Origin of the sequence: Pantoea sp. GbtcB22, assembly GCF_019091025.1 — a bacterium.
Lineage (GTDB): Bacteria > Pseudomonadota > Gammaproteobacteria > Enterobacterales > Enterobacteriaceae > Pantoea > Pantoea leporis.
The window spans coordinates 213,955-239,576 of the sequence record NZ_JAGXKB010000002.1 but is presented as its reverse complement, the minus strand read 5'-3'; the positions used below and the strand labels follow the sequence as shown (position 1 = coordinate 239,576).

At 48.3% G+C, this 25,622-nt stretch carries 23 protein-coding genes and 2 pseudogenes; 12 read left to right on the top strand and 13 right to left on the bottom strand.

Features of this window, described 5'->3' with window-relative positions; all coding sequences use genetic code 11:
- Positions 1 to 8: 8 nt before the first annotated feature.
- A complete protein-coding gene (locus KVT28_RS09010) occupies positions 9 to 1,304 on the bottom strand; it encodes an MFS transporter (protein ID WP_110867103.1) in 1,296 nt (431 codons plus the stop codon).
- A 639-nt stretch (positions 1,305 to 1,943) separates the two neighbouring features.
- Between KVT28_RS09010 and KVT28_RS09005 the strand changes: the two genes are divergently transcribed.
- The 6 genes from KVT28_RS09005 to KVT28_RS08980 all read left to right on the top strand — a co-directional run bounded on the left by KVT28_RS09005 (position 1,944) and on the right by KVT28_RS08980 (position 8,907).
- Positions 1,944 to 2,930, top strand: coding sequence for an autoinducer 2 ABC transporter substrate-binding protein (locus tag KVT28_RS09005; RefSeq protein WP_192235288.1), 987 nt, complete (start codon positions 1,944 to 1,946; stop codon positions 2,928 to 2,930).
- A gap of 245 nt (positions 2,931 to 3,175) precedes the next feature.
- Positions 3,176 to 4,696, top strand: coding sequence for a sugar ABC transporter ATP-binding protein (locus tag KVT28_RS09000; RefSeq protein ID WP_217547836.1), 1,521 nt, complete (start codon positions 3,176 to 3,178; stop codon positions 4,694 to 4,696).
- Complete coding sequence (locus KVT28_RS08995) at positions 4,689 to 5,678, top strand: ABC transporter permease (protein WP_217547834.1); 990 nt, start codon at positions 4,689 to 4,691, stop codon at positions 5,676 to 5,678. Before KVT28_RS09000 ends, KVT28_RS08995 begins: the two co-directional genes overlap by 8 nt.
- A gap of 1 nt (position 5,679) precedes the next feature.
- A complete protein-coding gene (locus KVT28_RS08990) occupies positions 5,680 to 6,633 on the top strand; it encodes an ABC transporter permease (protein WP_110867099.1) in 954 nt (317 codons plus the stop codon).
- Between the two features lie 28 nt (positions 6,634 to 6,661).
- Positions 6,662 to 8,302, top strand: a complete 1,641-nt coding sequence (locus KVT28_RS08985) for an FGGY-family carbohydrate kinase (RefSeq protein WP_192414593.1) — start codon at positions 6,662 to 6,664, stop codon at positions 8,300 to 8,302.
- Positions 8,299 to 8,907 (top strand): SIS domain-containing protein, encoded by a 609-nt coding sequence (locus tag KVT28_RS08980; RefSeq protein ID WP_110867098.1) that lies wholly within the window; start codon positions 8,299 to 8,301, stop codon positions 8,905 to 8,907. Before KVT28_RS08985 ends, KVT28_RS08980 begins: the two co-directional genes overlap by 4 nt.
- Positions 8,908 to 9,017: 110 nt before the next feature.
- Here KVT28_RS08980 and KVT28_RS08975 read toward each other — a convergent pair whose 3' ends face one another.
- Positions 9,018 to 9,206, bottom strand: coding sequence for a YjfB family protein (locus tag KVT28_RS08975; RefSeq protein WP_217548520.1), 189 nt, complete (start codon positions 9,204 to 9,206; stop codon positions 9,018 to 9,020).
- Between the two features lie 141 nt (positions 9,207 to 9,347).
- A pseudogene (locus tag KVT28_RS27760) lies at positions 9,348 to 9,473 on the bottom strand (glucose/galactose MFS transporter); the annotation flags it as partial.
- Between the two features lie 357 nt (positions 9,474 to 9,830).
- Here KVT28_RS27760 and KVT28_RS08970 point away from each other — a divergent pair.
- The 3 genes from KVT28_RS08970 (at position 9,831) to KVT28_RS08960 (ending at position 13,272) form a co-directional block, all read left to right on the top strand.
- Entirely contained in the window at positions 9,831 to 11,066 is a 1,236-nt protein-coding gene (locus KVT28_RS08970) for an oligosaccharide flippase family protein (RefSeq protein WP_217547831.1), read from the top strand.
- 5 nt (positions 11,067 to 11,071) lie between these two features.
- Complete coding sequence (locus KVT28_RS08965) at positions 11,072 to 11,941, top strand: ATP-grasp fold amidoligase family protein (protein ID WP_217547829.1); 870 nt, start codon at positions 11,072 to 11,074, stop codon at positions 11,939 to 11,941.
- 251 nt (positions 11,942 to 12,192) lie between these two features.
- Positions 12,193 to 13,272: a mechanosensitive ion channel family protein gene (locus KVT28_RS08960; protein ID WP_217547826.1), complete on the top strand. Its 1,080-nt coding sequence runs from the start codon at positions 12,193 to 12,195 to the stop codon at positions 13,270 to 13,272.
- Here the strand turns inward: KVT28_RS08960 and KVT28_RS08955 are convergent.
- Complete coding sequence (locus KVT28_RS08955) at positions 13,253 to 13,825, bottom strand: GNAT family N-acetyltransferase (RefSeq protein ID WP_217548518.1); 573 nt, start codon at positions 13,823 to 13,825, stop codon at positions 13,253 to 13,255. The genes KVT28_RS08960 and KVT28_RS08955 overlap by 20 nt on opposite strands.
- Before the next feature lie 153 nt (positions 13,826 to 13,978).
- Between KVT28_RS08955 and KVT28_RS08950 the strand changes: the two genes are divergently transcribed.
- Positions 13,979 to 14,440, top strand: a complete 462-nt coding sequence (locus tag KVT28_RS08950; RefSeq protein ID WP_192235299.1) for an OsmC family protein — start codon at positions 13,979 to 13,981, stop codon at positions 14,438 to 14,440.
- Position 14,441: 1 nt separating this feature from the next.
- Here the strand turns inward: KVT28_RS08950 and KVT28_RS08945 are convergent, their stop codons facing one another.
- The 3 genes from KVT28_RS08945 to KVT28_RS08935 all read right to left on the bottom strand — a co-directional run bounded on the left by KVT28_RS08945 (position 14,442) and on the right by KVT28_RS08935 (position 19,006).
- Positions 14,442 to 15,518, bottom strand: a complete 1,077-nt coding sequence (locus tag KVT28_RS08945; RefSeq protein WP_217547824.1) for a diguanylate cyclase — start codon at positions 15,516 to 15,518, stop codon at positions 14,442 to 14,444.
- 172 nt (positions 15,519 to 15,690) lie between these two features.
- The gene (locus tag KVT28_RS08940) at positions 15,691 to 17,526 is read right to left on the bottom strand and encodes a methyl-accepting chemotaxis protein (RefSeq protein WP_217547822.1); all 1,836 of its coding nucleotides are present in this window, start codon (positions 17,524 to 17,526) and stop codon (positions 15,691 to 15,693) included.
- Between the two features lie 430 nt (positions 17,527 to 17,956).
- On the bottom strand, positions 17,957 to 19,006 hold the full coding sequence (locus KVT28_RS08935; protein WP_217547820.1) for an NAD(P)-dependent alcohol dehydrogenase: 1,050 nt from the start codon (positions 19,004 to 19,006) through the stop codon (positions 17,957 to 17,959).
- A gap of 111 nt (positions 19,007 to 19,117) precedes the next feature.
- On the opposite strand from KVT28_RS08935, the gene KVT28_RS08930 reads away from it, so the two are divergent.
- On the top strand, positions 19,118 to 19,549 hold the full coding sequence (locus KVT28_RS08930) for a helix-turn-helix domain-containing protein (protein WP_101761216.1): 432 nt from the start codon (positions 19,118 to 19,120) through the stop codon (positions 19,547 to 19,549).
- On the opposite strand, the pseudogene KVT28_RS08925 reads toward KVT28_RS08930, so the two are convergent.
- Positions 19,491 to 20,315, bottom strand: a pseudogene (locus KVT28_RS08925) (helix-turn-helix transcriptional regulator). The gene KVT28_RS08930 and the pseudogene KVT28_RS08925 overlap by 59 nt on opposite strands.
- Positions 20,316 to 20,418: 103 nt before the next feature.
- Here KVT28_RS08925 and KVT28_RS08920 point away from each other — a divergent pair.
- Positions 20,419 to 21,306: an SDR family oxidoreductase gene (locus tag KVT28_RS08920; protein ID WP_217547818.1), complete on the top strand. Its 888-nt coding sequence runs from the start codon at positions 20,419 to 20,421 to the stop codon at positions 21,304 to 21,306.
- An 82-nt stretch (positions 21,307 to 21,388) separates the two neighbouring features.
- Here KVT28_RS08920 and KVT28_RS08915 read toward each other — a convergent pair whose 3' ends face one another.
- The 5 genes from KVT28_RS08915 to KVT28_RS08895 are packed head-to-tail and all read right to left on the bottom strand — an operon-like array spanning position 21,389 to position 25,312.
- A complete protein-coding gene (locus KVT28_RS08915; RefSeq protein WP_146001282.1) occupies positions 21,389 to 22,057 on the bottom strand; it encodes a DUF6421 family protein in 669 nt (222 codons plus the stop codon).
- 22 nt (positions 22,058 to 22,079) lie between these two features.
- The gene (locus KVT28_RS08910) at positions 22,080 to 22,595 is read right to left on the bottom strand and encodes a hypothetical protein (RefSeq protein ID WP_101761212.1); all 516 of its coding nucleotides are present in this window, start codon (positions 22,593 to 22,595) and stop codon (positions 22,080 to 22,082) included.
- Between the two features lie 11 nt (positions 22,596 to 22,606).
- Positions 22,607 to 23,134, bottom strand: a complete 528-nt coding sequence (locus KVT28_RS08905) for a hypothetical protein (protein ID WP_101761211.1) — start codon at positions 23,132 to 23,134, stop codon at positions 22,607 to 22,609.
- Positions 23,135 to 23,157: 23 nt separating this feature from the next.
- A complete protein-coding gene (locus tag KVT28_RS08900; RefSeq protein ID WP_101761210.1) occupies positions 23,158 to 24,408 on the bottom strand; it encodes an ATP-grasp domain-containing protein in 1,251 nt (416 codons plus the stop codon).
- Entirely contained in the window at positions 24,365 to 25,312 is a 948-nt protein-coding gene (locus KVT28_RS08895) for a DMT family transporter (RefSeq protein ID WP_101761209.1), read from the bottom strand. Before KVT28_RS08895 ends, KVT28_RS08900 begins: the two co-directional genes overlap by 44 nt.
- Positions 25,313 to 25,622 lie beyond the last annotated feature (310 nt).

Below are 25,622 nucleotides of genomic sequence, written 5' to 3'. Positions count from 1 at the left end.
TTCCTGAACTAACCAGCGGTTTGAAGTGATAACGCGCTGCGACGATATAAATAGAGGGTGGCCAGTAATGCACAAATCGCAGCAAAGCTCATCCAGTAGCCGGGTGAAGCCTTATCGCCGGTGTACTCAATCAGTGCAGTTGAAATGACTGGCGTAAATCCACCGAAAATAGCCGTAGCCAGACTGTAGGCCAGAGAGAAGCCTGCAACTCGCACTTCGACCGGCATAATCTCTGTTAATGCCGGGATCATGGCGCCGTTATACAGACCGTAAAGGAAGGAGAGCCACAACAACACTGACAGCATCATGGAAAAGCTGGGTGCTTCAGCAAGCAGGTTAAGTGCCGGATAGGCAGTCATCAGCGCTAACATCGCCATGGTCACCAATACAGGCTTACGGCCATAGCGGTCTGACAGGGCTCCCCCAACCGGTAGCCAGAAGAAGTTTGATACCGCAACCAGCAGAGTCACCAGCAGGCTGTCAGAAGCGCTCAGCATCAGCACTTTTTTACCAAAGGTAGGGGCATATACGGTGATCAGATAAAACGCGGTGGTGGTCATGGCGACCATCAACATTCCGGCGATAACCACCTGCCAGTTTGCTAACAGCGTTTTAAACACGTCACGCATCGCCAGGTGGTTGCGGCGAGCAGTGAACGCTTCGGTCTCCTCCAGTTTACGGCGCAGAACAAAAATGAACGGAACAATCAGGCAGCCGAACAGGAAAGGCAAACGCCATCCCCACTCGCGAAGGGTGCTTTCTTCCATAGCCGCATTCAGTGCAAAGCCCATGGCCGCTGCCACCATAATGGCCACTTGCTGGCTGCCAGATTGCCAACTGGTGTAAAAACCTTTACGGCCGGGCGTGGCAATTTCTGCCAGATAAACGGATACGCCGCCTAACTCTGCGCCCGCTGAGAAGCCTTGCAATAAGCGACCACATAGCACTAAAAAGGGTGCCCAGAGCCCAATCGTTTGATAAGACGGAATGAGAACAATCAGGAATGTCCCCGCCGCCATGATCGACAAGGTAACAATGAGCCCTTTACGTCTGCCGACTTTATCAATATACGCGCCCAGCACAATTGCGCCGACCGGACGCATTAAAAACCCCGCGCCAAAGACCGCGAAGGTCATCATCAGCGAAGCAAATTCACTGCTGGCCGGAAAGAAAGTATGGGCGATATAAGTGGCATAAAACCCGAAAAGGAAAAAATCGAATTGTTCCAGAAAGTTGCCAGAAGTCACCCGCAGTATCGCACTGCATCGGGTTCGGGCCGTCATGGGTAGGTTAGAGGAATGCATGTTTATCTCCAGTTTGTCATTAGCGCTTTTACAGCGCCTGCTTCTGCAGACTGGATGAGCAAAACAAACTATATAAGCGCAATAAACTCATGAGTTGATGCGTTTACTGCATTAATCTGCGTTAGCAAATTCATTAACAAGCTGCAACGGGCCTTTAACAGCCCCTCACTTCTTAGCGTTACTTTTTGAGGGCTAAAAACGTCATACGTATTTTGTGACAAGGCTCATATCCGGTGAGGATGAAAATGACGTCGGTCGGGAAACGTCGTTTTCGGAATCTTAAAATCGCCAGTAATGCGCTGCTGTTCACATTCCGTGCAAATAAAATTTTTGGCACCGCCTTCTTCGCTGCAAGAAAGATACGACGCGGTCAAATATTTCTCCTTTGTTACTTAATTGAAAATAAATTGTTAATAAAATCGGCTTGGAATCCATGAAATTCAGGCTGTAGGGAAAGGAAGGATTGTTTATTTACTTCTTATTAACATAAGTAAGCTTTAAATTTAACAAAAATGGGCACTGTTCACATTTTGATCACAATCATGCGAAAACCGGTGTCTCCTTCAGTTAATCTCTGAGTGTGAATTGAATACCAACCGTCCGCTCCCTACTGCAAAACATCATAAGAAAGGTATCGCAATGAAATTTAACCTCGCATTAGTCAGTGCATGTGTGGTTTCAGCATGCATGTTATTCACAACACCCTCTTTCGCCGCTAAGCCTTACGATATTGCCGTGGTCGCCAAAGTCACCGGCATTCCATGGTTTACCCGCATGGAAGTCGGCGTGAAAGAGGCCGCGCAAAAACTGGATGTCAACGCTTATCAAGTCGGCGGCTCCACTCCAGACCCGGCCCAGCAAGTCAAAGTGATTGAAGATTTGATTGCTAAAAAAGTCGACGCCATCATCGTGGTGCCAAACGATGCCAAAGTATTGGAGCCGGTATTAAAGAAAGCGCGTGACCAGGGCATCGTGGTATTAACCCATGAATCGCCGGACCAGCAAATTGGTCAATGGGATATCGAAACCATCGACAGCCAGAAATATGCTGAAGCCAATATGGACGAACTGGCAAAAGATATGGGTAGCAAAGGAGGGTACGCCATTTATGTTGGATCCCTGACTGTGCCGCTGCATAACGCGTGGGCGGATGCTGCGATCAAATATCAGAAAGAAAAGTACCCGGATATGCATGAAGTAACGTCTCGCCTGCCGGTGGCGGAAAATATTGATAAGTCATACTCCACCACGTTGGATTTAATGAAGACCTATCCCGACCTGAAAGGGATTATCGGTTTCGGTTCGCTCGGCCCGATTGGTGCGGGTCAGGCGGTTCAACAGAAACGCGCTAAAAATAAAATCGCCGTTGTTGGTATCGCTATGCCCGCTCAAGCTGCTCCGTATTTAATGCGCGGTGATATTAAGAAAGCGCTGCTGTGGGATCCAAAAGATGCCGGCTATGCCTTAGTAACGGTCGCTGATCAGCTATTGCAGGGTAAAGAAGTCACCAAAGATCTGACTATTGAAGGGCTGGGGAAAGCCGACGTAGATATGGATAAAAAAGTCATTCGCTTTAATAAAATTCTGGAAGTGACACCAGAGAATGCGAAATCACTTGGATTCTGATCAGGCTTTTTAATTCAGGTATTTTCCGGAGACAGATTATCTCCAGCGCCACACCAGGCTAAGAGAAATAAATACGGCGTTGTATGTTGTGCCGTATTTAGATCTCGACTCAGACATGAAAATTTATACCCTAAATAATTCCAGCAGGGCAAAACGGCCAATGCGCAAACATAACCCATTGATTAGCTCTAAATTGCGCAGCCAATGCCCACTGGAATTACAAAGGATATGCTTAAGGATCGGTGATGAATACGCTTAATACGTCCCCTGCCCCTTATGAGGCCTTTATCAGCCTTGAAAGAATCAGCAAAAAATTTCCCGGCGTACTAGCATTAGACAATGTCAGCCTGACGTTAAATAAAGGCGAAGTGCATTGCCTTGCTGGTCAAAATGGCTGTGGCAAAAGTACCATCATTAAAGTCATTTCTGGTGTTTATCAGCCGGAAAAAGGCGCGGCCATTACGCTGGACGGAAAACTATTTCATACTCTTACGCCCCAGCTCTCTTCGTATTACGGCATTCAGGTTATTTATCAGGATTTGTCTTTATTTCCCAACCTGTCGGTAGCCGAAAACATTGCCATTCACCGTTATTTACCCGGCGGAGATTTTTGGGTACATCGCGAGGCAATGCGCAAAAAAGCGGTGGCAGCGATGCAACGGGTCGGAGTCTCTCTGGATCCGGATCGTAAAGTCGAAAAGCTGTCGATCGCCGATCGCCAATTAGTCGCCATATGCCGCGCTATCGCCGCTGACGCCAGTTTAGTGATTATGGATGAACCGACCGCATCGCTGACTCGTACTGAAGTGAATGGTCTATTGCGCGTAGTGAATGAGCTCAAATCCGCCGGTATCTGCGTGGTGTTTGTCAGCCACCGTCTTGATGAGGTGATGGAAGTGGCCGATCGCATCAGCGTGATGCGCGACGGCAAACTGGTTGGCACCTATCCGGCCAGCGAACTCGACAGTAATGAACTGGCATTCCTGATGACCGGACAACGTTTTACCTACAGTCATCTGCCGCATCGTGCGCCAGCTAACGTAACGCCACTCCTTGAAGTCAGCCAACTAAGCCGCAAAGGTCAGTATCAGAATATTTCACTGGCGCTGCGCCAGGGTGAAATCACCTCGATTATTGGCCTGCTCGGTTCGGGCCGGACGGAACTCTGTCTGAGCCTGTTCGGCATGAGCCAACCAGATAGCGGAGAAATTCGCGTTAACGGCAATGTGGTGCAATTCCACAGTAACCGCGACGCCATCCGTCACGGCATTGCTTATGTGTCAGAAGACCGTCTGACGCAGGGTCTGATCATGGAACAATCCATTTATGACAACACGCTGGTGTCCATTTTCGACAAGCTGCACACCGGCGCAGGATTAATGGACCATCAGAAAGCCGCAGCGGTGGTGAGAGACCTGATCCGCGATTTGAACATCAAAGTTTCGGATAGCCAGTTACCCGTTAAAACCCTTTCCGGCGGTAACGCGCAGCGGATCGCCATCGCCAAATGGGTAGCAACGCGACCCCATATTCTGATCCTCGATTCGCCGACCGTCGGCGTAGATATTGCCAACAAAGAGGGAATTTATCGCATCGCACGCGATTTGGCGGAATCTGGCATGGCGGTGCTGATGATTTGCGATGAAATTCCGGAAGCCTATTACAACAGTCATCGCGTGCTGGTGATGCGCAAAGGCGAACTGGTAGCGGAATTCGCGCCGCACCAAAGCAGCGAAGCGCAGATTGCGGAGGTGATTAATGGATAATAAATCTCTGTCGAAACTGTCTTCCCAGCACGAGTTCTGGCTGGGATTACTGGTTCTGCTGCTGGTGATTGGCTTAAGCGTCGGCACCAGTGAATTTATGACCCTGGGTAATCTGACTGACGTCGCCACCAGCTACGCCATTCTTGCCATTCTGGCCTGTGGACTGTTTGTGGTGTTAATTGCCGGGGGCATCGACATCTCCTTCCCGGCCATCACCTCAATCGGTCAGTACGTGATGGCCAGTTACATCATCCATCACGGCGGTAGCTTTCCGTTGGCATTTGCCCTGTCGATGGGCAGCGGGTTGCTGCTCGGGCTGGTCAACGGTTTTCTGGTGTACTGGCTGCGCGTTCCGGCCATCATTATCACCATTGCCACGTTAAACCTGTTTTACGGTCTGCTGGTGTATGTCACCAATGGCACCTGGTTATACGGGTTTCCCGACTGGTTTATGAACGGTATTAATTGGTTCTCCTTTACCGCCGCCGACGGCTACGACTATGGCCTGACTCTGCCGCTGCTTAGCTTGCTGGGCGTGATCATCGCCACCGGCGTGTTGATGAACCGCACACGCGTGGGGCGCCAGATTTATGCCATGGGCAGCAACCGTGACGCTGCGTCGCGTCTCGGCCTGAACATCCTGCGACTGCATTTTTATGTATACGGATTTATGGGATTGCTGGCGGGTATAGCGGCCGTGGTTCAGGCGCAAATCACCCAGTCTGTCGCGCCTAATTCCCTGCTGGGTTATGAGCTGACGGTGCTGGCGGCGGTGGTATTAGGCGGCACCAGCATGACCGGTGGCCGTGGCTCGCTGACCGGCACCATTCTGGGGGTAATGCTGCTGGCCTTCCTGCAAAATGGTATGACCTTGCTGAGCATTTCATCTTACTGGCATCAGGTTTTCAGCGGCGTGATCATTCTGGTTAGCATCAGCAGCACCGCGTGGAATGAAAAACGCAAACTGGCAAAGGGAATGTGACATGACAACCTTAAACCGCTTCTTTCCTGGCGATCGCATCATCCGCTTGCAGTTATTGATCATCGTCGCCGTTGCCGTGCTGTTCTCGTTCACGCTGGGCGGCAGTTTTTACAGCGTCGGCAATTTCCAGTCGATCTCCTCTCAGTTACCGATTCTGGGCATGCTGGCGCTGGGTATGGGTATCACCATGCTCACCGGCGGTATCAATCTGTCGGTCATTGCCGGAGCCAATGCCTGTTCGCTGGCGATGGCGGCCATTCTGGTCGCGCACCCGAACCAGCCAGAATATTTCGCGCTGGCGATGCTCGCGGGTCTGGTCATCGCTGTGCTCATTGGCGCGCTCAATGGCGCACTGATCGCCTATATCGGTGTTTCGCCGATTCTGGCGACCCTCGGTACCATGACGCTGATTGGCGGGCTGAATATTCTGCTAACCAATGGTGCTGTGATTTCCGGCTTCCCGGCAGCCATTCAGTATCTCAGCAACGGCAGCCTGCTTGGCATTCCGGTGGCGCTGCTGTTATTCCTGCTGGTGGCGCTGCTGTTGTGGGTGTTACTGGAACATACCACGCTGGGACGCAGCCTCTATCTGATGGGTTCCAACGAACAGGCCACGCGGTTCAGTGGTGTCAATACCCACAAAGTTACTCTCGCGGTGTATGTGCTTTCCGCGCTGCTCGGATGGGGCGCGGCACTGCTGATGATGTCCAAATTCAACTCGGCCAAAGCAGGCTATGGCGACTCCTATTTGCTGGTGACCATTCTGGCTTCTGTACTCGGTGGAATTAATCCCGACGGCGGGTTTGGCCGGGTCATCGGACTGGTACTGGCGTTGATCGTCCTGCAAATGCTCGAGAGCGGCCTTAACCTGATGGGCGTTAGCAGTTATCTGACCATGGCGCTGTGGGGTTGCGTTCTGATCCTGTTTATCGCTCTGCAAAACAGAAAATCATAAGCGAAAGATTTTTACGAGGGGAAAAAACATGGCGACATATTTTATTGGAATAGACGTAGGAACCGGCAGCGCCCGCGCAGGCGTCTTCGATATGACCGGCCGCATGGTCGGCCAGGCCAGCCGTGAGATCACGCTGTACCGCCCGAAAGCCGATTTCGTCGAACAGTCTTCCGATGAGATTTGGCAATCCGTCTGTAACGCCGTAAAAGACGCGGTTAATCAGGCAGATATCAATCCTATTCAGGTGAAAGGCATCGGTTTTGACGCCACTTGTTCGCTGGTGGTGCTGGATAAAGAAGGTAAACCGCTGACCGTCAGCCCGTCCGGGCGAAGCGAGCAGAACATTATTGTATGGATGGATCACCGTGCTATCACGCAGGCAGAACGCATCAATGCCACCGGCCACCGCGTGCTGGAATTTGTCGGCGGAATCATCTCACCAGAAATGCAGACGCCAAAACTGCTGTGGCTGAAGCAACACATGCCGACGACCTGGAGCAACGTCGGGCATCTGTTCGACCTGCCTGATTTTCTTACCTGGCGCGCCACGCAGGACACCACGCGTTCGTTGTGCTCCACCGTCTGCAAATGGACGTATATCGGTCACGAAGACCGCTGGGACTCGAGCTATTTCCGCCAGATCGGTCTGGAAGATTTGCTGGAAAACAACGCGTCGAAAATCGGTAGTGAAGTAAAAACCATGGGTGAGCCGCTGGGTCATGGATTAACTCAGCGCGCCGCTGCAGAAATGGGGTTGATTGCCGGTACGGCGGTCAGCGTCTCCATTATTGATGCCCACGCGGGTAGCCTTGGCATTCTGGGTGCCAGCGGCGTATCCGGCGAATCAGCGGATTTCGATAATCGCATCGCGCTGATTGGCGGGACGTCCACCGCTCATATGGCAATGTCGCGTAGCGCGCGCTATATCGGTGGGATCTGGGGGCCATATTATTCGGCGATTCTGCCGGATTACTGGCTAAATGAAGGCGGACAATCGACTACCGGCGCGTTAATTGATCATGTCATTCAGTCCCACCCGTGTTATCAGGATTTACTCAAACAGGGCAAAGACAGCGGCAAAACGATTTATGAAATTCTGAACGGTATTTTGCGCAACATGGCGGGTGAGCCAGAAAATATCGCGTTCCTGACCAAAGACATTCATATGTTGCCCTATTTCCACGGCAACCGCTCACCGCGTGCAAATCCAACACTGACGGGCACGTTGACTGGCCTGAAATTGTCTCGCACACCGGAAGACATGGCGCTGCATTATCTCGCCACCATTCAGGCGCTGGCGCTCGGCACTCGTCATATTATTGAAACCATGAACCAGAGTGGTTATTGCATTGATACCATGATGGCGAGTGGTGGCGGCACTAAAAACCCGATTTTTGTGCAGGAGCATTCCAACGCGACAGGTTGCGCAATGCTGTTGCCGGAAGAGAGTGAAGCGATGTTGCTCGGCAGCGCCATGATGGGCACCGTTGCAGCGGGTGTCTATGATTCGCTGCCGGAAGCCATGGCTGCAATGAGTCGCATTGGTAAAACCATCACACCACAGACCAACAAAATCAAAGAGTATTACGATCGTAAATACCGCGTATTCCACGAGATGTATCACGACAGCATGAAATATCGTGACCTGATGCAGGGGAAAACCGAATGAATGCGGAAGAAGAATTTACTCAGGCATGTCAGGCCTGGCAGACCTATAGCGAGGAATTACTGGCGTTACAGCGTAATCTTGATGCCGAAACCTGGCATCAGCTCCTGATGCTGGTTACCGGATGTCACGGTAAAATTGTTGTGACCGGTGTTGGCACCTCGGGCATTGCCGCGCGGAAAATCGCCCATATGCTGGCGTGCGTCGAACAACCGGCAGTGTACCTCAACGCTACCGATGCAGCCCACGGTGACCTGGGATTTATGCGCAACAACGACCTGATGATCCTGATTTCACGAGGCGGTAATTCTGAAGAACTGACGCGCCTGCTGCCGACGCTTAAAACCAAAGGCGTTGCTATCATCAGCGTGACGGAAAACCTGGACTCAGCGATTGCCGACGCCGCTACGCTGGTGGTGAAAACGCATATCCAGCGGGAGATCGACCCGCTTAATATGCTGGCTACCACTTCTATCATGCTGGTGCTGGCGGTGTTCGATGCGCTGTGCTGTAACATCATGCTGCGTAACGGCTTCGATCAGCAGCGGCTGCTCAACGTCCATCCGGGCGGAAATGTCGGCAAAATACTGCGCGAACAGGATATGTGATCGACACCTTCATCCTGTAATTTCTTCCGCTAATAACATGCCAACACTACTTAATCATTTGAGGAGTGATACCCGATCGACATCACTCCATAAAACCGTTAATGCTGACTTCAGGCAGTGGTATTAATGTTGCGCCCAATTGCAGGGTTTGCAGGCAACTGAGGAATCGAATCCAGAATGCCGCTCGCCATCGATTGCTGATTATCAAATGTCTTCTTCAGTACTAATGTGCTTATTTTATTAGCCAGTTCCATGTTATCAAGGCCGGTAGCCAGTGATGTAATTTGTGATACATCCATCTTGCTCTCCTGATTAATACGAATATTGAGTACAAAAACAGCTTTTAAAAGCCTGAAACGATTATCGGCATTTGCACGCATTACTTTAACGTTCACTCGTAAGGCGATTCCGCAGAATCGCCCCTCAAGCCACTCATCGCATTATGAATGTCTGCACTGCCTCAATGCATAGGCCATCACCACGACAAAGCACAGCAGCGGCAGGCTGTAAGCCACAGCGGTACTGACGTGGTCAGAAATCAGCCCCATGAAATAGGGCATAATCGCGCAATCAATTGCGCCGCTACACTGTGTGCTCTCGGTAATTAGCCCCGTTAAAGAAAATCATGATCATCATCACAATATATAGAGTCGAACACGATTAAATAATGGACTCAATATTTGAAAACGCACGTCATTAATCTGATTAATAAAAAAACCCTTCACTAATTGGATATCAGCAGCCACACTGTCAACCAATTAATTTAGCCTGCAGAATAAACAGTAATATTGGGTGTTTTTTATATGAATATTTCGCAATAATACACAACATTAATGCATATAGAAGAAAGCTTCATTTTTTGCGGATGGCTTATAAACAGTCCTTAACGCTATCAACACAGCTCTGTAGATGAGAGACATGCAATGTACTCTAACTCAATATGGATCATGTTAGAAAAGTCAGTCAATATCATCGGGCTACTGTATATTAATGCGCTGATGGCAAAATACGTTGGCCCTGAAGACTATGGCAAAATAAACATTTCAACTTCTCTGTTTATATTTGTGCAAACGCTATCGTGGTTTGGCGGTCAGAACATCATCTTTAAACGCATGAGTGAAAAGAGTAAGTCTGGGATCGCATTAGCGATACACACACAAAATCAACGGCGATTTTTCTTTCTCCTGTCATCAAGCGCGGTATTGATCTACCTCTACTTCTTCACTGACATCATTGTGTTTCTATTTGGTGTGGCCAACTGTATTGCCACTTACTACATTGTGATGGACTTCTTTTCCATCTACAACAACACGCAATTAAAATCAAAAATAAACACTATCACCAATGTGATCGGCTTATCTGTTGCCTTGTTGATTCGATTCTCTATTTCATACTTCAAAATGCCCGTGTACTACTTCACCATTCCTATTGTTATCATCCCGCTCATACCTTATTTCCTGCGTCTTATCTATTTTAACTACACCACAAAAATAAATGAGAATCGTAAAGGCGCCGGAATGTATAACCGTCATATGTTATTCACCGGCGGTGCGCTGATTTTATCGAGTCTATCGGCTGACATCTATACGCAGATATCGAGCATTTTTTTGGCAAAAATCCTTTCTTACTCAAATCTGGGCGTGTATAGCGTCGCGTTAACCATAGGAGGTGCCTGGTCATTTATCGTATTGGCATTAATAACAAGCTTCTTCTCAAAGATATACAGTGAAAAAGATCAAATCACCGTTGAAATGCTACTCATTAAAATCAACCGAATTGTCATCTTGTGTTCGCTTATAGCGTTAGCTGGATTCTACTTTTTTGGTGAATACTTCATCCATTTACTGTATGGCGATAAGTATATGGATTCCGTGAGTATCATTCCCATCATTATCATCGGCACTATGTTCTCTGCATTAGGTACAATTTGTTATCGCTATATGATCAAAGAGTCCGGATACAGTTACCTGGCTAAAAAGATGTTTTTATGTTGTGTCTTAACCATACCGCTTTCATGGCTAATGATTAATTCCTTCGGCATTAATGGGGCCGCATACTGTTTTTTGATCGTTGAGATTATGTCTTGCACTTTACTCAATTACTTCTTCAGAAATAAAACAATCATCAAAATGCATCTTAACATTTTCAAACTGAGATAATTTTAATGAAAATGATAAAACACACAGTCAAATCAGCGTTAAAAATCAGCGCATATATGTACCCAGAATTTTGCGCTAAAACACATTACTATATTAAGTTCAAGAAAAAGCTGAACTTAACCAATCCAATCAATTTCAATGAAAAAATTCAGTGGCTCAAATTCAATGAGTTAAATGGTGATATTTATACCTTGTGCGCGGATAAGTATAAGGTTCGGGAGTATGTGATAGCGAAAGGGTGTGGTGAAATCCTGAATGAACTCTACGGCGTGTATGATGACCCAATGGATATTGACTACCGCGCATTACCCAATAAATTCGCACTTAAGTGTAACCATGGCGCAGGTTACAACATAATCTGTGATAGCAAAGCATCGCTGGACATTGAAAAAACCAACAGGCAACTCAGTAAGTGGTTGAAGCAGGATTTCTCCTCCCATTTCATTGAGCCGCAGTATAAGAAAATTGACCGTAAAATCTTATGCGAAAAATACATTGAGAATAAACGTGGTGGATTCCCAGAGGATTATAAATTCTACTGTTTCAATGGAAAACCTTATGCGGTAATGGTGTGCATGGAGCGAGAGAAAGGTACACCTAAATTCTACTATTTTGATATGAACTGGCATCCGCTTCCCTTTGAAGATACTGTTGAATTAATCAATACCAATAGCTATCCAAAAATGCCGGAAGGTTTCAATAACATGAAAGAGTATGCGGTTAAACTGGCCGCTGATTTTAAATTTGTTCGTGCTGACTTCTACCTTCTCAACGGTAAGGTTATTTTTGGCGAATTGACATTTACGCCCTCTGCGGGACTCGATGTGACACTGCAGGAAGCCGATGCTATTTTAGGCAGCCAGCTAAAGTTGTAGTTTCAAAGTGATTGATTTACCTCCTTTCGTAACAGGTGCGCATCAATGCGCACCCTACAAAAACCTCGCCAAACTGCCTAAGGGTCGCCATTTGTGGCGACCGATGCATACGCCACCCATCCCCTGCCTGCTACAGCGTCTATACTGATAAGTATGAATAAATAATCTGCAGATAACCGATATCAGAATGGTTACTGAATTTTTTGACTTATCTGACAACCACGGTTGTTGGCTTAATAAAAGGGAAAGTAATGCCATTATTATTTGATGAGTTATCTGGTGCTCCAACATGGGTGCCTGCTGTTATGCTTGTCACTCTCTCACTCGCAATAGGATTTCTGGCGCGATTTATTCTCCTTAGATTTATTCGCTACTGGCAAAAACGTGACAGAAAACTGTTCAAGTCACTGGAAAAGCATCTGAGCGGATCGCTGTTTCTGTTTATCCCTTTATTGTTAATTAGTGCTGGACTTAGTTATGTTAATATCCAGCCAGGATCTCTGAGCTTTATTACCACCACCGTTAATATATTCATTATTTTATCCTTTTGCTCGGTACTTATTCGATTGATTAATGTGGCGCAGGATATGCTATTTATTCGCTATGACATCAATCTTTCGAATAACCTTCGTGCGCGAAAAATTCGCACGCAGATAATGTATGTGAAAAAAGTCGCGATTGTCGTACTGGTGACATTATGTCTTTCGCTAATTTTGCTCAGTTTCCCTGGCGTGCGAAAATTCGGCACGACCATTCTCGCTGGTGCCGGCGTTGCCGGTATAATCATTGGCTTTGCTCTGCAGAAATCGCTGGTTAACCTGTTCGCCGGGATTCAGATCGCCTTTACCCAACCGATAAAAATTGATGATGCTGTGGTGGTGGAAAATGAATGGGGCTGGATTGAAGAGATCAACTTGACTTATGTTGTGGTGCGTATTTGGGATCTGCGTCGTTTAGTTTTGCCCATCACCTACTTTACCGAAAATGCCTTTCAGAACTGGACGCGCAATAACGCCCAAATATTAGGCTCTGTTTTTCTTTACCTCGATTATTCGATGCCATTAGATCCTCTGCGTAAGCATTTTGAAAAAGTCCTCAGTGAAACTAAACTCTGGGATCAACAAACTCAGGTGCTTCAGGTTACGGATACCACTGACAAAACCATGACCATCAGATTATTGATGACGGCGCAGAATTCCCCCACCGCCTTTGATTTACGCTGTTACGTGCGGGAAAAGATGATTGAGTTTATTCAGCAAAATTATCCGCAGAGTCTTCCTCATGTGCGGGCGACATTGACTGATGCCGGGTTTAGAGAGGCGAGTCAATGAAGTTGTTGTGGAAAATCTTATACAGCACATGCTCAGCTAGTGCGTGATCGGCAGGTAACGCGGGATGGAGAAAGATAGTGTGTTTCTGCATCCCCAATCGCTGCATCAGCTTCTCAGATGGCGTGTTATGAGTACTGGTGAACGAAACGACCTCGGGAAGATGCAAAACATTAAACGCGTAAGCCAACGATGCCTGGGCGGCTTCTTTGGCGATTCCCTGCCCCCAGAACTTTTTATTAATACGCCAGCCAATTTCCGTGCAGGGAGAAAAATCGAAGCGATCTGGCTGCTGTGCTAAACCCACGCTGCCGACAAATTCGCCGGTGGCTTTCATCTCAACGGCCCATAAACCCCAACCCTGGTTTGCACCAATCATCGCCTTAAATCTTGCAACGACGTTGTCGCTTTCCTGACGACTCAGCGTTTTCGGGAAATACTTCATCACTTCGGGATCGGCATTGAGTTCGGCAAAGGGTTGTAAGTCTGTTTGCTGCCATTGTCGGAGGATCAGGCGGTTTGTCTCTAACGTGGTAAATTTTCCCTTAAACGTTATCCGATTCCTTAAGTTTACCTAACAGCCTTCGCTATAAACAAATTACACAGCCCCTTTCCTTTCATGAAAATCGATATCACCGATCGCAGGCGTTGTAGCAGCAATTCCTGATAGTCTGCTGATGTCATGTTCATTTTAAAAGGAGCATCAGTAATGGCAGCAAAAGAACACCATTATCAGGTCACGGTGCGCTGGACCGGCAACCGCGGCAACGGCACCGCATCTTATACCGCTTACGATCGTAACGCGGAGCTGATTGCCGCTGGCAAAGAGACGATAGCGCTAAGCGCCGATCCAGCGTTTCGCGGGGATGCCACGCGCTGGAATCCGGAAGAGTTATTGCTGGCTTCGGCCTCGGCATGCCACAAATTGTGGTATCTGCATTTATGTTCTGACGCCGGAATTGTGGTGGAAGCTTATGAAGATGCAGCAGAAGGGACAATGATTGAGGGCACGCGCGGTCGGTTTACCAACATCACGTTGAAACCGCGCATTGCGCTGCGCGATCCGGCGGATGCGGACCGCGCGCGTGAACTGCATCATCAGGCCCACGAAGCCTGCTTTATTGCTAACTCGCTTAACTTCCCAGTGAACTGCGAACCCGAGTTCGTGTAATTCAGGCCGCGCCGGCCAGCGACGGTTGCCACAAGCGCACGCCGTTGCGTCCGGCGCGTTTCACCTCATACAGCGCTTCATCGGCATGCCGCAACCAGTGACGTATGGATTCTGCATGCGCTGCCGATGCAATACCTATACTTACCGAACAACGAAACTCCGCCGATGCCGGTAAACGCACCTGCGCAATCTTCTCCTGCAAACGTTGGGCCAGCGCCACCACCGATTCGTCGCTGGCATGATGCACAATCACGCCTAGCTCATCGCCGCCAAAACGCGCCGGAATATCCTGCAATCCCACATGATTTCGCAGCAGCGATGAAATTTCCGCCAGCAGGAAATCCCCCGCCTCGTGTCCCCACGTATCGTTTACCGATTTGAAATAATCGAGATCTATAAGCAGTAAATAGCCAGCGCTGTCGCCACGACGCGTGCTGAGAAATTCGCTCTCCAGCCGACGTTCAAACAAGCGACGATTGGGAATCCCCAGACCGGGATCCATCAGCGCAATGCGCTCCAGATCGCGGTTACGTTTACGCAGTTGCCAGGTGAGATTGTACGAGGTGACGCTGAGTACCAGCATGTAGCAGGTTGCCAGCGGCAGGCTCAGCCAGACAGTTCGCGTGCTGAACGCCAAATCAACGCCTGCGCCATCCACCAGCCATACCAGCACAAAGGCGCAGAGAAATGCCTGCATCGCTGCAATCAACTGGGCAGCACCGCCCGCTGCATAGCGGTCCGAGGCTAGCACCGCCATGATGACAAAGGAAGGCAGCGGACTCAGCGCCATCAGCGCTACCCAAATGCCACCAAAGGCGGCATCAAGGGTTAAGTTGTGCCGCTCGGTGGCGGTGGAATCTTCAGCCCGCAGCGCGCGCTGATAAGCCAGCCACGGCCAGAGAAACGCATTCACAAATAACAGGGCGCTAAAAGCCAGGCCACGATCCCGCTCCATCAGTACTGAGAGAATCGGGAAAAAACATAAAATCGTGCCGAGCTGACGCATGATAAACATGCGGCGGACGAAGCGTTGGGAGCGCCGCTTCAAATGGCTATCGTCAGGTGAGTAGTAGTTCATGCAGGGAAAGTATCAGGACGACAAGAATTGCAGTTTAACGGGAAATATCGGCGGCAGATCGCTTTATTTTAAGAATATTTACCTTGCATTTCTGCGGCCGCAAAAAAGTATTGCAAGCTGACCCAAAGAAAGACCGTGGAAGTAAATCTGGAGCTACTTCCACGCTGTTTTTCTAACGTGCAGCACCTTGTAGGCGGAACTGCGACACCAATCGCTCCAGCATCAGCGCCTGCTCTTCCAGGGAGTTCGCCGAGTGCGAAGAGGCGCTCACCAGCGTGGCGTTCTGCTGCGTGGTGGTATCCAGCTCGCCGACCGCATGGGCTATTTGCTCGATTCCGCGGCTCTGTTCATCCGACGCCGCGGAAATCTCTTCCATAATTTGATTCACACGCGCAATGCTGCCGAGAATCTGATCCATGGTCTCACCGGCGCGCGCCACCTGCTGATGGCCATTGCTGATGCGTCCGACCGATTCATTGATCAACTGTTCGATGTCTTTCGCCGCCCCGGCGCTGCGCTGTGCCAGATTGCGCACTTCGCTGGCGACCACGGCAAAACCGCGTCCCTGCTCGCCGGCACGCGCGGCTTCTACCGCCGCGTTCAACGCGAGGATGTTGGTCTGGAACGCGATGCTGTTAATCACGGCGGTGATATCGGCAATCTTCTTCGAGCTGTCAGAGATTTCGCCCATGGTGTTCACCACATCACGCACCGCGATGCCGCCTTTGTTGGCGTTGTACGAAGCTTCCGCCGCAATCTGACTCGCCTGTCGCGCATTGGCGGCGTTGTTTTTCACCGTGGCGGTGAGTTGCTCCATGCTGGCAGCGGTCTCCACCACCGCCGCCGCTTGTTGTTCGGTGCGTGAAGACAAATCGAGGTTGCCTTGATTAATGGCGCTGGCCGCCTGCGATACACTGCTAACGCTGCTCAGCACATCGCCGATCATGCTGCGCAGCCGTTCGTTCATGCGTCCCATCGCCGAAGTCAGCTTGCCGAGTTCATCATGCCGATCGGTGGCAAACTGCGAGCTGAGATCGCCATTGGCGATGCGCTCCGCCAGTTCCAGGTTATGGAATACCGGACGCGTGATCTGACGAATGATGTACCACGCCACCAGCACGCCGAACAAAATCGCCAGACCACCAATCAGCAGCGAAATTGCCGCCGAGCCGTTGGCCAGTTCATCGTTACGCGCTTTGACGATGGTAATGATCTGTTTGATCGCTGCACTGCTCTTGTCGCCCGCCACTTTGACGGTGTCTTCCGCCGCACGCAGCTGGACATAGGCATCCGCCGCTTGCAGACTCAGGCTTTTGAATTTCTCGGTGTCCTGCCACAGTGCGGTGAATTCGCCCTGCTGTTCCGGCGGCAACTGCGCCAGCAGCGCTTTCATGCCTTGATCCGCCTGCTGGAAATGATCCTCCAGCGTTTTACGCAGCGCATCGCTGACGTTAAAACGCAGCGCCCAGGCTTCTTCGCGCACATTGCTGATGGCGAACAGCTGCTGGTAAATTTGATTGGTAAGTTCAGGATTAGTAACAGGAGTGCGAATCAGTTGGGTGTAGCGCGAAGTCATATCTTGCTGGCTTAAAACATCATGTTGCGAGCGCAGGCTATTGAGTTGCTGCGTGGCTTGCGTCATCGCGCCAATGCTGTTCTGGAAACTGGCGAGGTGCGTTCCCAGTTCATCCACCCGCGCTCTGGCACCTTCCGACCATGAAAGCTGCTTCGCATCGCTGGTGAGTTGCTGCGCATGCGTGACGTAATTTGCCATCACCTGGCCGGATTTGTCATCGCCATACAGATATTTGAGGCGGTTAATTTTGGCCTGGAACACTTCAATGTTGATGTCATAAATCAGGTTGGTTTTCTGATAGATGTCATGAATGGCGTTAAAGCGCTGCACGCTTAATCCGGTTGCCAGCGCCACTAACAACAACACGATGCCGAATCCTGCCGACAGCTTACGCGTGATGCGCACGTTACGTAATCGGGATACCAGCCCCATCTTCCCTGCTCCTGCGTTAATTATTTTTGTATGGTTTGTAAGGGAGTTATCGGAGCGTTGCGGGAAATGTTTATTCAGGATGGTGCAAAAAGTGATTGCAGGATGTGACGCGCTATTGAGAGCAGTGCGCAAAATTTAGGGGCAAACCTGTTGCGCTAACTGGCTAAAACCTAAACGGGGTGGTAACCCCATCACCCACGACTTTTCTTTTTTTCCTGACTAACCCAAACCAGCTCGTCAGCAAAAGTTTGCTCTATTGGTTAGCATTTCACATTAAAGTATGTTGTAACTATATGAGCTAAAATCTACGTTTGTCGAAAATATTGGTCTGGCTTGCTTTAAAATTCAATGCTATCAGCAGTTTGTGTCTCTGCAAAGATGGCGATTTCAGGATGAACTCGCCTGCGGAAAAGCGCAGGCGTTAATATTTTTACCAGCGTGTCGCTTGCATATCGATAACGAAACGATACTTAACATCGCCCTTCAACATGCGCGCGAAGGCTGTTTCGATCTCTTGACCGGCAATCACTTCAATATCAGCAGTGATATTGTGCTTGCCGCAGAAATCCAGCATCTCCTGAGTTTCCTGAATGCTGCCAATTGATGAGCCGCTAATGCTCAAACGACGATTTACCATCGGCGTCACATTTGGAGACTGGTGCGGTTGCTCCGGGATACCCACCAGCACCAGGCGACCGTTGGTTTTCAGCGTGGCAAGGTAAGGATCGAGATCGTGCGGAGCCGAGACGCAGTCTACGATGATATCCAGTGAAGTTTGCGCGGCGGCCATCTGCCCGGCGTCACGTGAAACCACCACGCGCGTCGCACCCAAGCGCAGCGCATCTTCACCTTTGCCGGGTGAAGTGGTGAAAAGCGTGACTTCCGCGCCCATTGCGCTCGCCAGCTTCACTGCCATATGCCCTAATCCGCCCAAACCGACTACGCCAACTTTATCGCCGGCTTTTACGTTAAAGTGACGCAGCGGCGACCACACGGTAACGCCCGCACACAGCAGCGGTGCAACGCCAGCCAGTGGCAAGGTTTGCGGTACGGACACCACAAAGTGCTGATCGACCACCACATTCTGCGCATAGCCGCCCCACGTGCTGTCGCCGGTGTATTTGTCGATGCCGTTATAGGTCGCCACAAAGCCGGCTTCACAATATTGCTCTTCTTGCTGCTGACAGAAATGGCATTCGCGGCAGGAATCGACCATTACGCCGACGCCAACTACATCACCGGCTTTGAAATTCGTTACGTCCGCGCCGGTTTCAACAACGCGTCCGACAATTTCATGTCCCGGCACCAGCGGATAGCGGCTGACAGCCCATTCGTTACGGGCCATGTGCAGATCCGAATGGCACACACCGCAATACAGAATTTCAATTTTGACATCCTGCTGTTGCAGCGGTCGCAATGCAATCTGGCCTGAAGATAGCGGTTGGGCCGCGTCGTGCGCGACTAATGCATTGATTTTCAAAGGGCCTCCGAAATGAGTTGGCTTTGGCTAGCTGAAGGCGGCAGACTATAGTTAACATGGTGCAAAATTGATAGTAGTTACCTTTTGGTAACCATTCAGGAGACGAGAACTATGCCCGCGATGGTAGACGGTAAACTGTTTTTTTATGCGGATTCGCCGCCGCGACGGTTAATGGATCTGTTTTCGGTGAAATGGAGCAGCATGGTTCTGCATGCGCTCTATCATTGGCCTAACCATCGCGCGCGCACCGGCGAGCTCCAGCGCAGTCTGCAAGGAATTTCGAAGAAGATGCTGTTTCAGACGTTGAAAGAGCTGGAGCAGCGCGGGCTGATTGCGCGTCACGTTTATGATGTGGTGCCGCCGAAAGTCGATTATCGCCTAACACCGCTCGGCATGACGTTCGCGACACCGATCGAGCAGATGTATCAATGGGGGCTGGAGAATCAGGCGGCGCTGGATGAGATGGAAGCCCACTTTCGCGCCGCTACGGACGTGCCATCAGCCGCGCCACACATTCCCGATCGTGCTGGTGACGCGGATTAAACACCACCAGGCTTAAACCCGGTTTACCTTCAACCGCAAAGGTGCTGTATTCCATCTCAAGCACGCCTTCGTCCGGCAGCCACAGCTGTTTAATACCTTCGCCATGCTGACTCACTTCCTGTGATTGCCACAGCTGGCGGAAGGTGTCGCTCATCTCGCACAGCTCCTCCACCAGCGCGCGCACATGCTCGCTGGCGCCGGTGCGCGCCACATCTGCGCGGAAGTTGGCCACCATACCGCGTGTCACTTTATGCCAGTCCGGCAGACGCTTTTTCATCTCCTCGTTGCGAAACATCATCAGCAGGATATTGCGCTGGGCAGGCGGCAGTTCGGCGTAATCGACAAACACTTTGGTTGCCGCACGGTTCCACGCCACCACTTGCCACTCTGCGGTTTTGACCAGCGCTGGCGTGTTCTCCATACTGTCGAGCACGCGCTGCAGTGATGGCGAAACATCCACACCCGCCTGCCATGTCACACCAGGCAGACGATTTTGCGCCAGCAAAAACAGATGATCGCGTTCGGCGGCGCTCAGCTAAAATGCGCGGGCTAAGCGTTCCAATACTTCTTCCGATGGCGCGCCGCCTCTGCCCTGCTCTAGCCACGTATACCAGGTAGTGCTGACACACGCGCGCACCGCCACTTCTTCCCGGCGCAGGCCCGGCGTGCGGCGACGAAGTAGGGTGTAACCAAGTTTCGCCGCATCCAGCCGCTGGCGACGTTCACGCAGATAGTTGCCGAGCAGGTTGTCATCTTGGGGAGTCATGCCTTTATCCTGTTAGTGCGTATACCTGTATAAGCTCACGACTTTTCGTCGCGTTGCAGACTTTTATGATAGTGCTTCAACTTTGAAAAAGTGGAGCACCAATATGCGAATTTTTGTGACCGGGGCGAGCGGCTTTATCGGTTCCGCCATTGTGAAAAAACTGCAGGCACGCGGTTATCAAGTGCAAGGTCTGGCGCGCAGCGAGGCTTCCGCAGAAAAACTGCAGCAGCAAGGTGTGCAGGTGATTCGCGGCGATCTGCAAGATCTCGACGGCCTGCGTAAGGCGGTCGAACAGAGCGATGGCGTGATCCACGCAGGATATATTCATGATTTCAGCCGCATGGATCATGCCGCCGAGGTCGACCAACGCGCGATTCTTGCGATGGGTGACGTATTGGCAGGTTCAGATCGCCCGCTGATTGTCACCACCGGCACCGCGCTGGTGTCGCAGGGACGTCTCGCCACCGAACAGATTCAACCAGCAGCGGGCGCGCATCCACGTTCCAACTCCAACGTCGCCGCGCTGGCGCTGGCCGACAGCGGTGTGCGCGTGGCGCTGGTGCGTTTACCGCCAACCGTACATGGCGCAGGCGATCACGGATTTATTCCGATGATCATCAATATGGCGAAGGAAAAAGGTGCAGCGGTGTATGTCGGCGAGGGTGAGAATCGCTGGCCCGCGGTGCATCGCGATGATGCCGCTGAACTGTTTTGCCTCGCGGCTGAAAAAGCTGAGCCGGGCGCGATTCTGCATGCAGTACAGGAAGAAGGGGTGCCATTCCGGCAGATTGCCGAAACCATCGGCACCGGATTATCACTGCCGGTGAAAAGCCTGACGCTGGAAGAAGCAAAAGCGTGGTTAGGCTGGATGGCATTTTTCGCGTCTACTGATAATCCGTCATCCAGCGCGTGGACGCGTCAGACGTTTAACTGGCAGCCGAGCGGGCCGGGGTTATTGCAGGATATGCGTGAAGGCGGGTACTTTGCATAAGGTTTAAAAGAATGAGTAGCGCACCTTGATTGGTGCGCTTATGTCTACTTTCATTATCATAAATTTCAAAAATATGGCGCAGTTAAAAAAAGAGAATTGGTATGTTAACTTTCATATTCATATCATGAATATGATAATCATCAGGGATAATATATCGATCATTCAGATTACCTGGCTCAAGTTCTTTCATTACAAAACTTTCAACTTCTTGCTTATAAGTTGCATCATCCTCGATCTCTTCAAGCCCTTCTATTTCCTTAATAAGGGCATGCAAGCCAGTCAAACACTTTTCAAAATCCATTATAGCTTTGCCAGAAGAATCGCAAATGCTAATACCATGCCCTCGGCGTTTAAGCCAGGAGAACAATAAAACCCCAGTTGCCGCATCAAAATTACTCGTCGCATCGTGTTGAGCAGGGTAACGGACCAACCTCTCAAATAAAATAAACTCGGTCACTTCTCGCCACCAAGGATAATGCTGCTGTTGCACTCTAATAATGGTTTGGCAATCAACTTTTATTTCTTCTAAAACACCTACCCAAAAATTCATTTTAACGTGAATATTTTTATTAAAAGGACGGGGTCCGCAGTGGTGATAATAGTCGTGCAAGTATCCCCATACCGAGCGCGCTGCATAGCAATTCTCTGCGCTTAGTAAATGAGATGATTTCCCTTCAAACTCCAATAATGATTCTACTCTACGCAATGTGTCTTTTTGATAGATAGCATGAAATTTATTAAAAAAGAACATCGCAAAATGTTGTTTAACAACCCTATTTTTTTTTAACGTTTTCTGGAAAGAAGACTAAGCAGTGTCCAACACTGAAACCAGAAGACGAAGCAATCAGGTGCATTGTTTGGCTGACATTTTGTGGATGTGGTAAATCAGACATAATTGGCAGCAAGACATCGGGTTGTTTTCGTTGAGCCAAAAAGCACTCCAGCCAATATCCTTTTTCTTTATGACTATTAGGTGTAATGATTGTAGCCAGGTAAAAAGTTTTGCCGCCATCTACAGGTGGTTCATAGCTATCTAATGACCGTTTAAAACATGGTACAGTATTTAATCCAGCTCTTTTCCATTCACGAAGGTCGGTATTCAATTGTAGGGCATAATCGGATTGTTTCAGAGCAGACAATATCTCATCAGCCAAACCTATAATTTCATCCAGCAAATACTCAGCTTTATCTATGTTACATACTACCGCGCCTGTAGCACTTTGCAATTTATTGAACTCATGTATTCGAGGACATAATTCAATAATAACCTTATCCTTAACCCATTCCATAAAAATTCTCCTTAGCGTCTATGACCATGAAGAGTGAAACACATTGGCACTTCACCAAAGTCTTGAATGACCTTTAAATTATTATCTTGTGCAGCTTTTAATGTTGTTATACACGCGGAAGCCTTTCCACTAACACACTCCAGCGCTGCCTGTACATTACTTGATACAAAACGAACATCCTGGCTGTATGTATACGCGAGATGGGATGGCGCTGGATGACAAACAATTGTAAATTGTTCCATATTTGACGAACTACGATGATTTTTTGCTAATACCATGTTCCATGTTGGCATTACAAAACTATCCTGAATTTCTAAAAAGTCTAAGTTCTCAAATACAATTTTATGTAAGTCTGGATAGACGGCACATCCTAATAATAGATCATGTGTATTCTTCCTGACTTCAATGAGAGCATCCTCAAGAGTTGAATAAAGCTTAACATCACCATAAACCTTCTTACTTTCCAGCCAAAGATAACCTGCTTTCTCACAATTAGTTCCTTCTGGCCCTAAAGTGTGGATTATTATTTTACGATCCATATCATTCTCCTTAACTATGGAATCTATGAATATTTTATTTTTAGATTTTTTTGCAAATCGTTATAAAAAGATTCACAAGCTTCATGGTCAGTATGACGTGTTAAAATAAATCCTGGGTAACCTGAAAAATGAGGGTATGGAAGAACTTTATGCCCAGGCTCCATAAATTCAAAAACATATTCCACCTCAGATTTCTCACGGGCATTTGCTAATCCATCAATCTCGACAAAGATTCCATCCCCCTGCACAGGAATAATATAATTTCCGGCAGTAGATATCGGTTTTACTAATGCCCCCATTTTTTGGGAAAATTCCATACCTAAAGCGTGGCAAATAACCAACTGCAGGAAGTTTATATCCGTGCTTGCTTTCACAATATAATGTGATATTCCGGATCCACCCACGCGTGGTGCGACTTCTATAACAAAAGGCATTTGCTTTTGGTTAATACGCAGTTCCACATGTGCTGGTCCCTCATTAATTCCTAACGCCTTAACTGCACGTCTAACTTCATCTACGATTTCATCTCGCAGTTTCTCATCAATATCAGCAGGTGCAATATAAACACCTTCTTCAAAGTATGGACCTTTGCCATTACCTTTATCGCCGATTGAGAGCACTGTTACCTCACCACGATGCGAAAATGTTTCGATTGCGAACTCCGGCCCATCGATAAATGACTCAAGTAAAACACCACCCTTGTCATAGATGAAATTTTTCAATTGCGTGCGGTTAATTTCCCATACTTTATCAATAGCATTTCTCAATTCATCAGGGTTGTTAGCTCGTGTAACACCTTGACTGGAAAATCCATTAGTAGGCTTCACTACAAGCGGAAATTTTATTTGATCAATGTCTGGGTATTCTCCTTCTTTAATCTCAATAAAGGAGGGTGTGTTTAGGCCGTTATCATGCAGAACGCGCCGAGTCATATTTTTGTTTCTACATTGTTCTACTACGAATTCAGGTAAGAAAGGTAATCCCAACCTGTTAGCAATTTTAGCGGCGAAATCTAACGCCGGTTCAAATAGTGTTAAAACACCATCAATTCGGCGCGCTTTATTTTCTAACATGACTATATCTAGTGCTTTATCTTCATCTTCAAACAATGGCAAAGCAATGCTTCTCACAACACCGGGAATTTCCGGCGGTGGAGACTCATTATCGTTATAAAAAAATGTAATTTCGACACCCATTGCCTTAGCTTCTTCAAACACAAATGGTAGCTTTCTATTCTGACAGATTATGGCCAGGTTTTTTTGTAGAGTTGACATTAAGAGTTTCCTTTTCGCGTTTTGGCAAAACGATTAACATTACTCCGAGAACAACAACCGCGGTGCCTATAATCACAGTCGTGGTAATATTTTCATCAAGAAGTATGAAGCCCATATACAATGCAATAACTGGGGAGATGAATAAATGAGATGTAGCTTTAGAAATATGCCAATGTTTAAGCAAAGTAATATTAAGCGTAAATCCTAATACTGATCCTATTACTGCTAAATAAAGGAGCGCTCCTAAGCTCTCCCCATAAAAGAAACGGTTACCACTTTCAATTATTAAGCTCGTAATCAAGAGTAAAAAACCACCACTCAGCATGGAAAATGCAACAAAACTAAGAAGTGGAAGAGTTTTAATATGCTTTTGAACTTTGAGCGTTATAGCGGCTGAACTGCCCATGGCTCCTAACACTGCTAACATAGCAATTATACTTTTTTCATTGCCCGGTAAAGATGCTCCTTCACCAAAAACCACACATACACCTATGATGGCAAAGAAAACACCTGATAATTGCCTTCCAGTTGCTGGCTTTCCGCGTAAGAAATGGTTTAGAAGTAGTGCATATACGCTAATTCCAGAAGCTAAAACAGCTACCAATCCACTAGGTATATATGTTGATGCCCAATAAACTGTTCCAAATGGAATCGAAAAATAAAACAGGCCGTTAGCTGCAGCAAGACTGAAAACGGCGTAATTAATATAAATTCTTTTACTTAAAATTAAATAAAAAATAACAATTACACTTGCAATCAAAAACCGCATCCCTGCTGACCACAATGGAAGGCTATTATTTAGCCCAAGCTTTTGCAGTGCCCATGTTGTGCCTCCAATAAAGCAAAGAAGGATGAAAAACATATAAACACGAATTCTTATTATAAAGTTAAATGGAGATGACATAACTCGAGCACTCCTTGCGTTGAATATTAATGCATAAGATTGAATAAAGATATCCTCTTAAGATTAAAATCAATCTTCTACGATCTAAAAGTTAACCTCAGCTTATCAAAGCATAATTAAAGCTGTAACCATTATTTAATTACTTTTAAATTAAAAGAAAAAAACACTCAGTTAATCGAGTCAGCATCGAGTATTAAATTGCCTTTCAATTGTAATCATTATTTTTTCAACTGGATGAACTTATAAAAACAGAGTAATAAGTTAATTCGAGGGAATTTTCCTACCCATTTATAAGACAAGTGAAGTTATC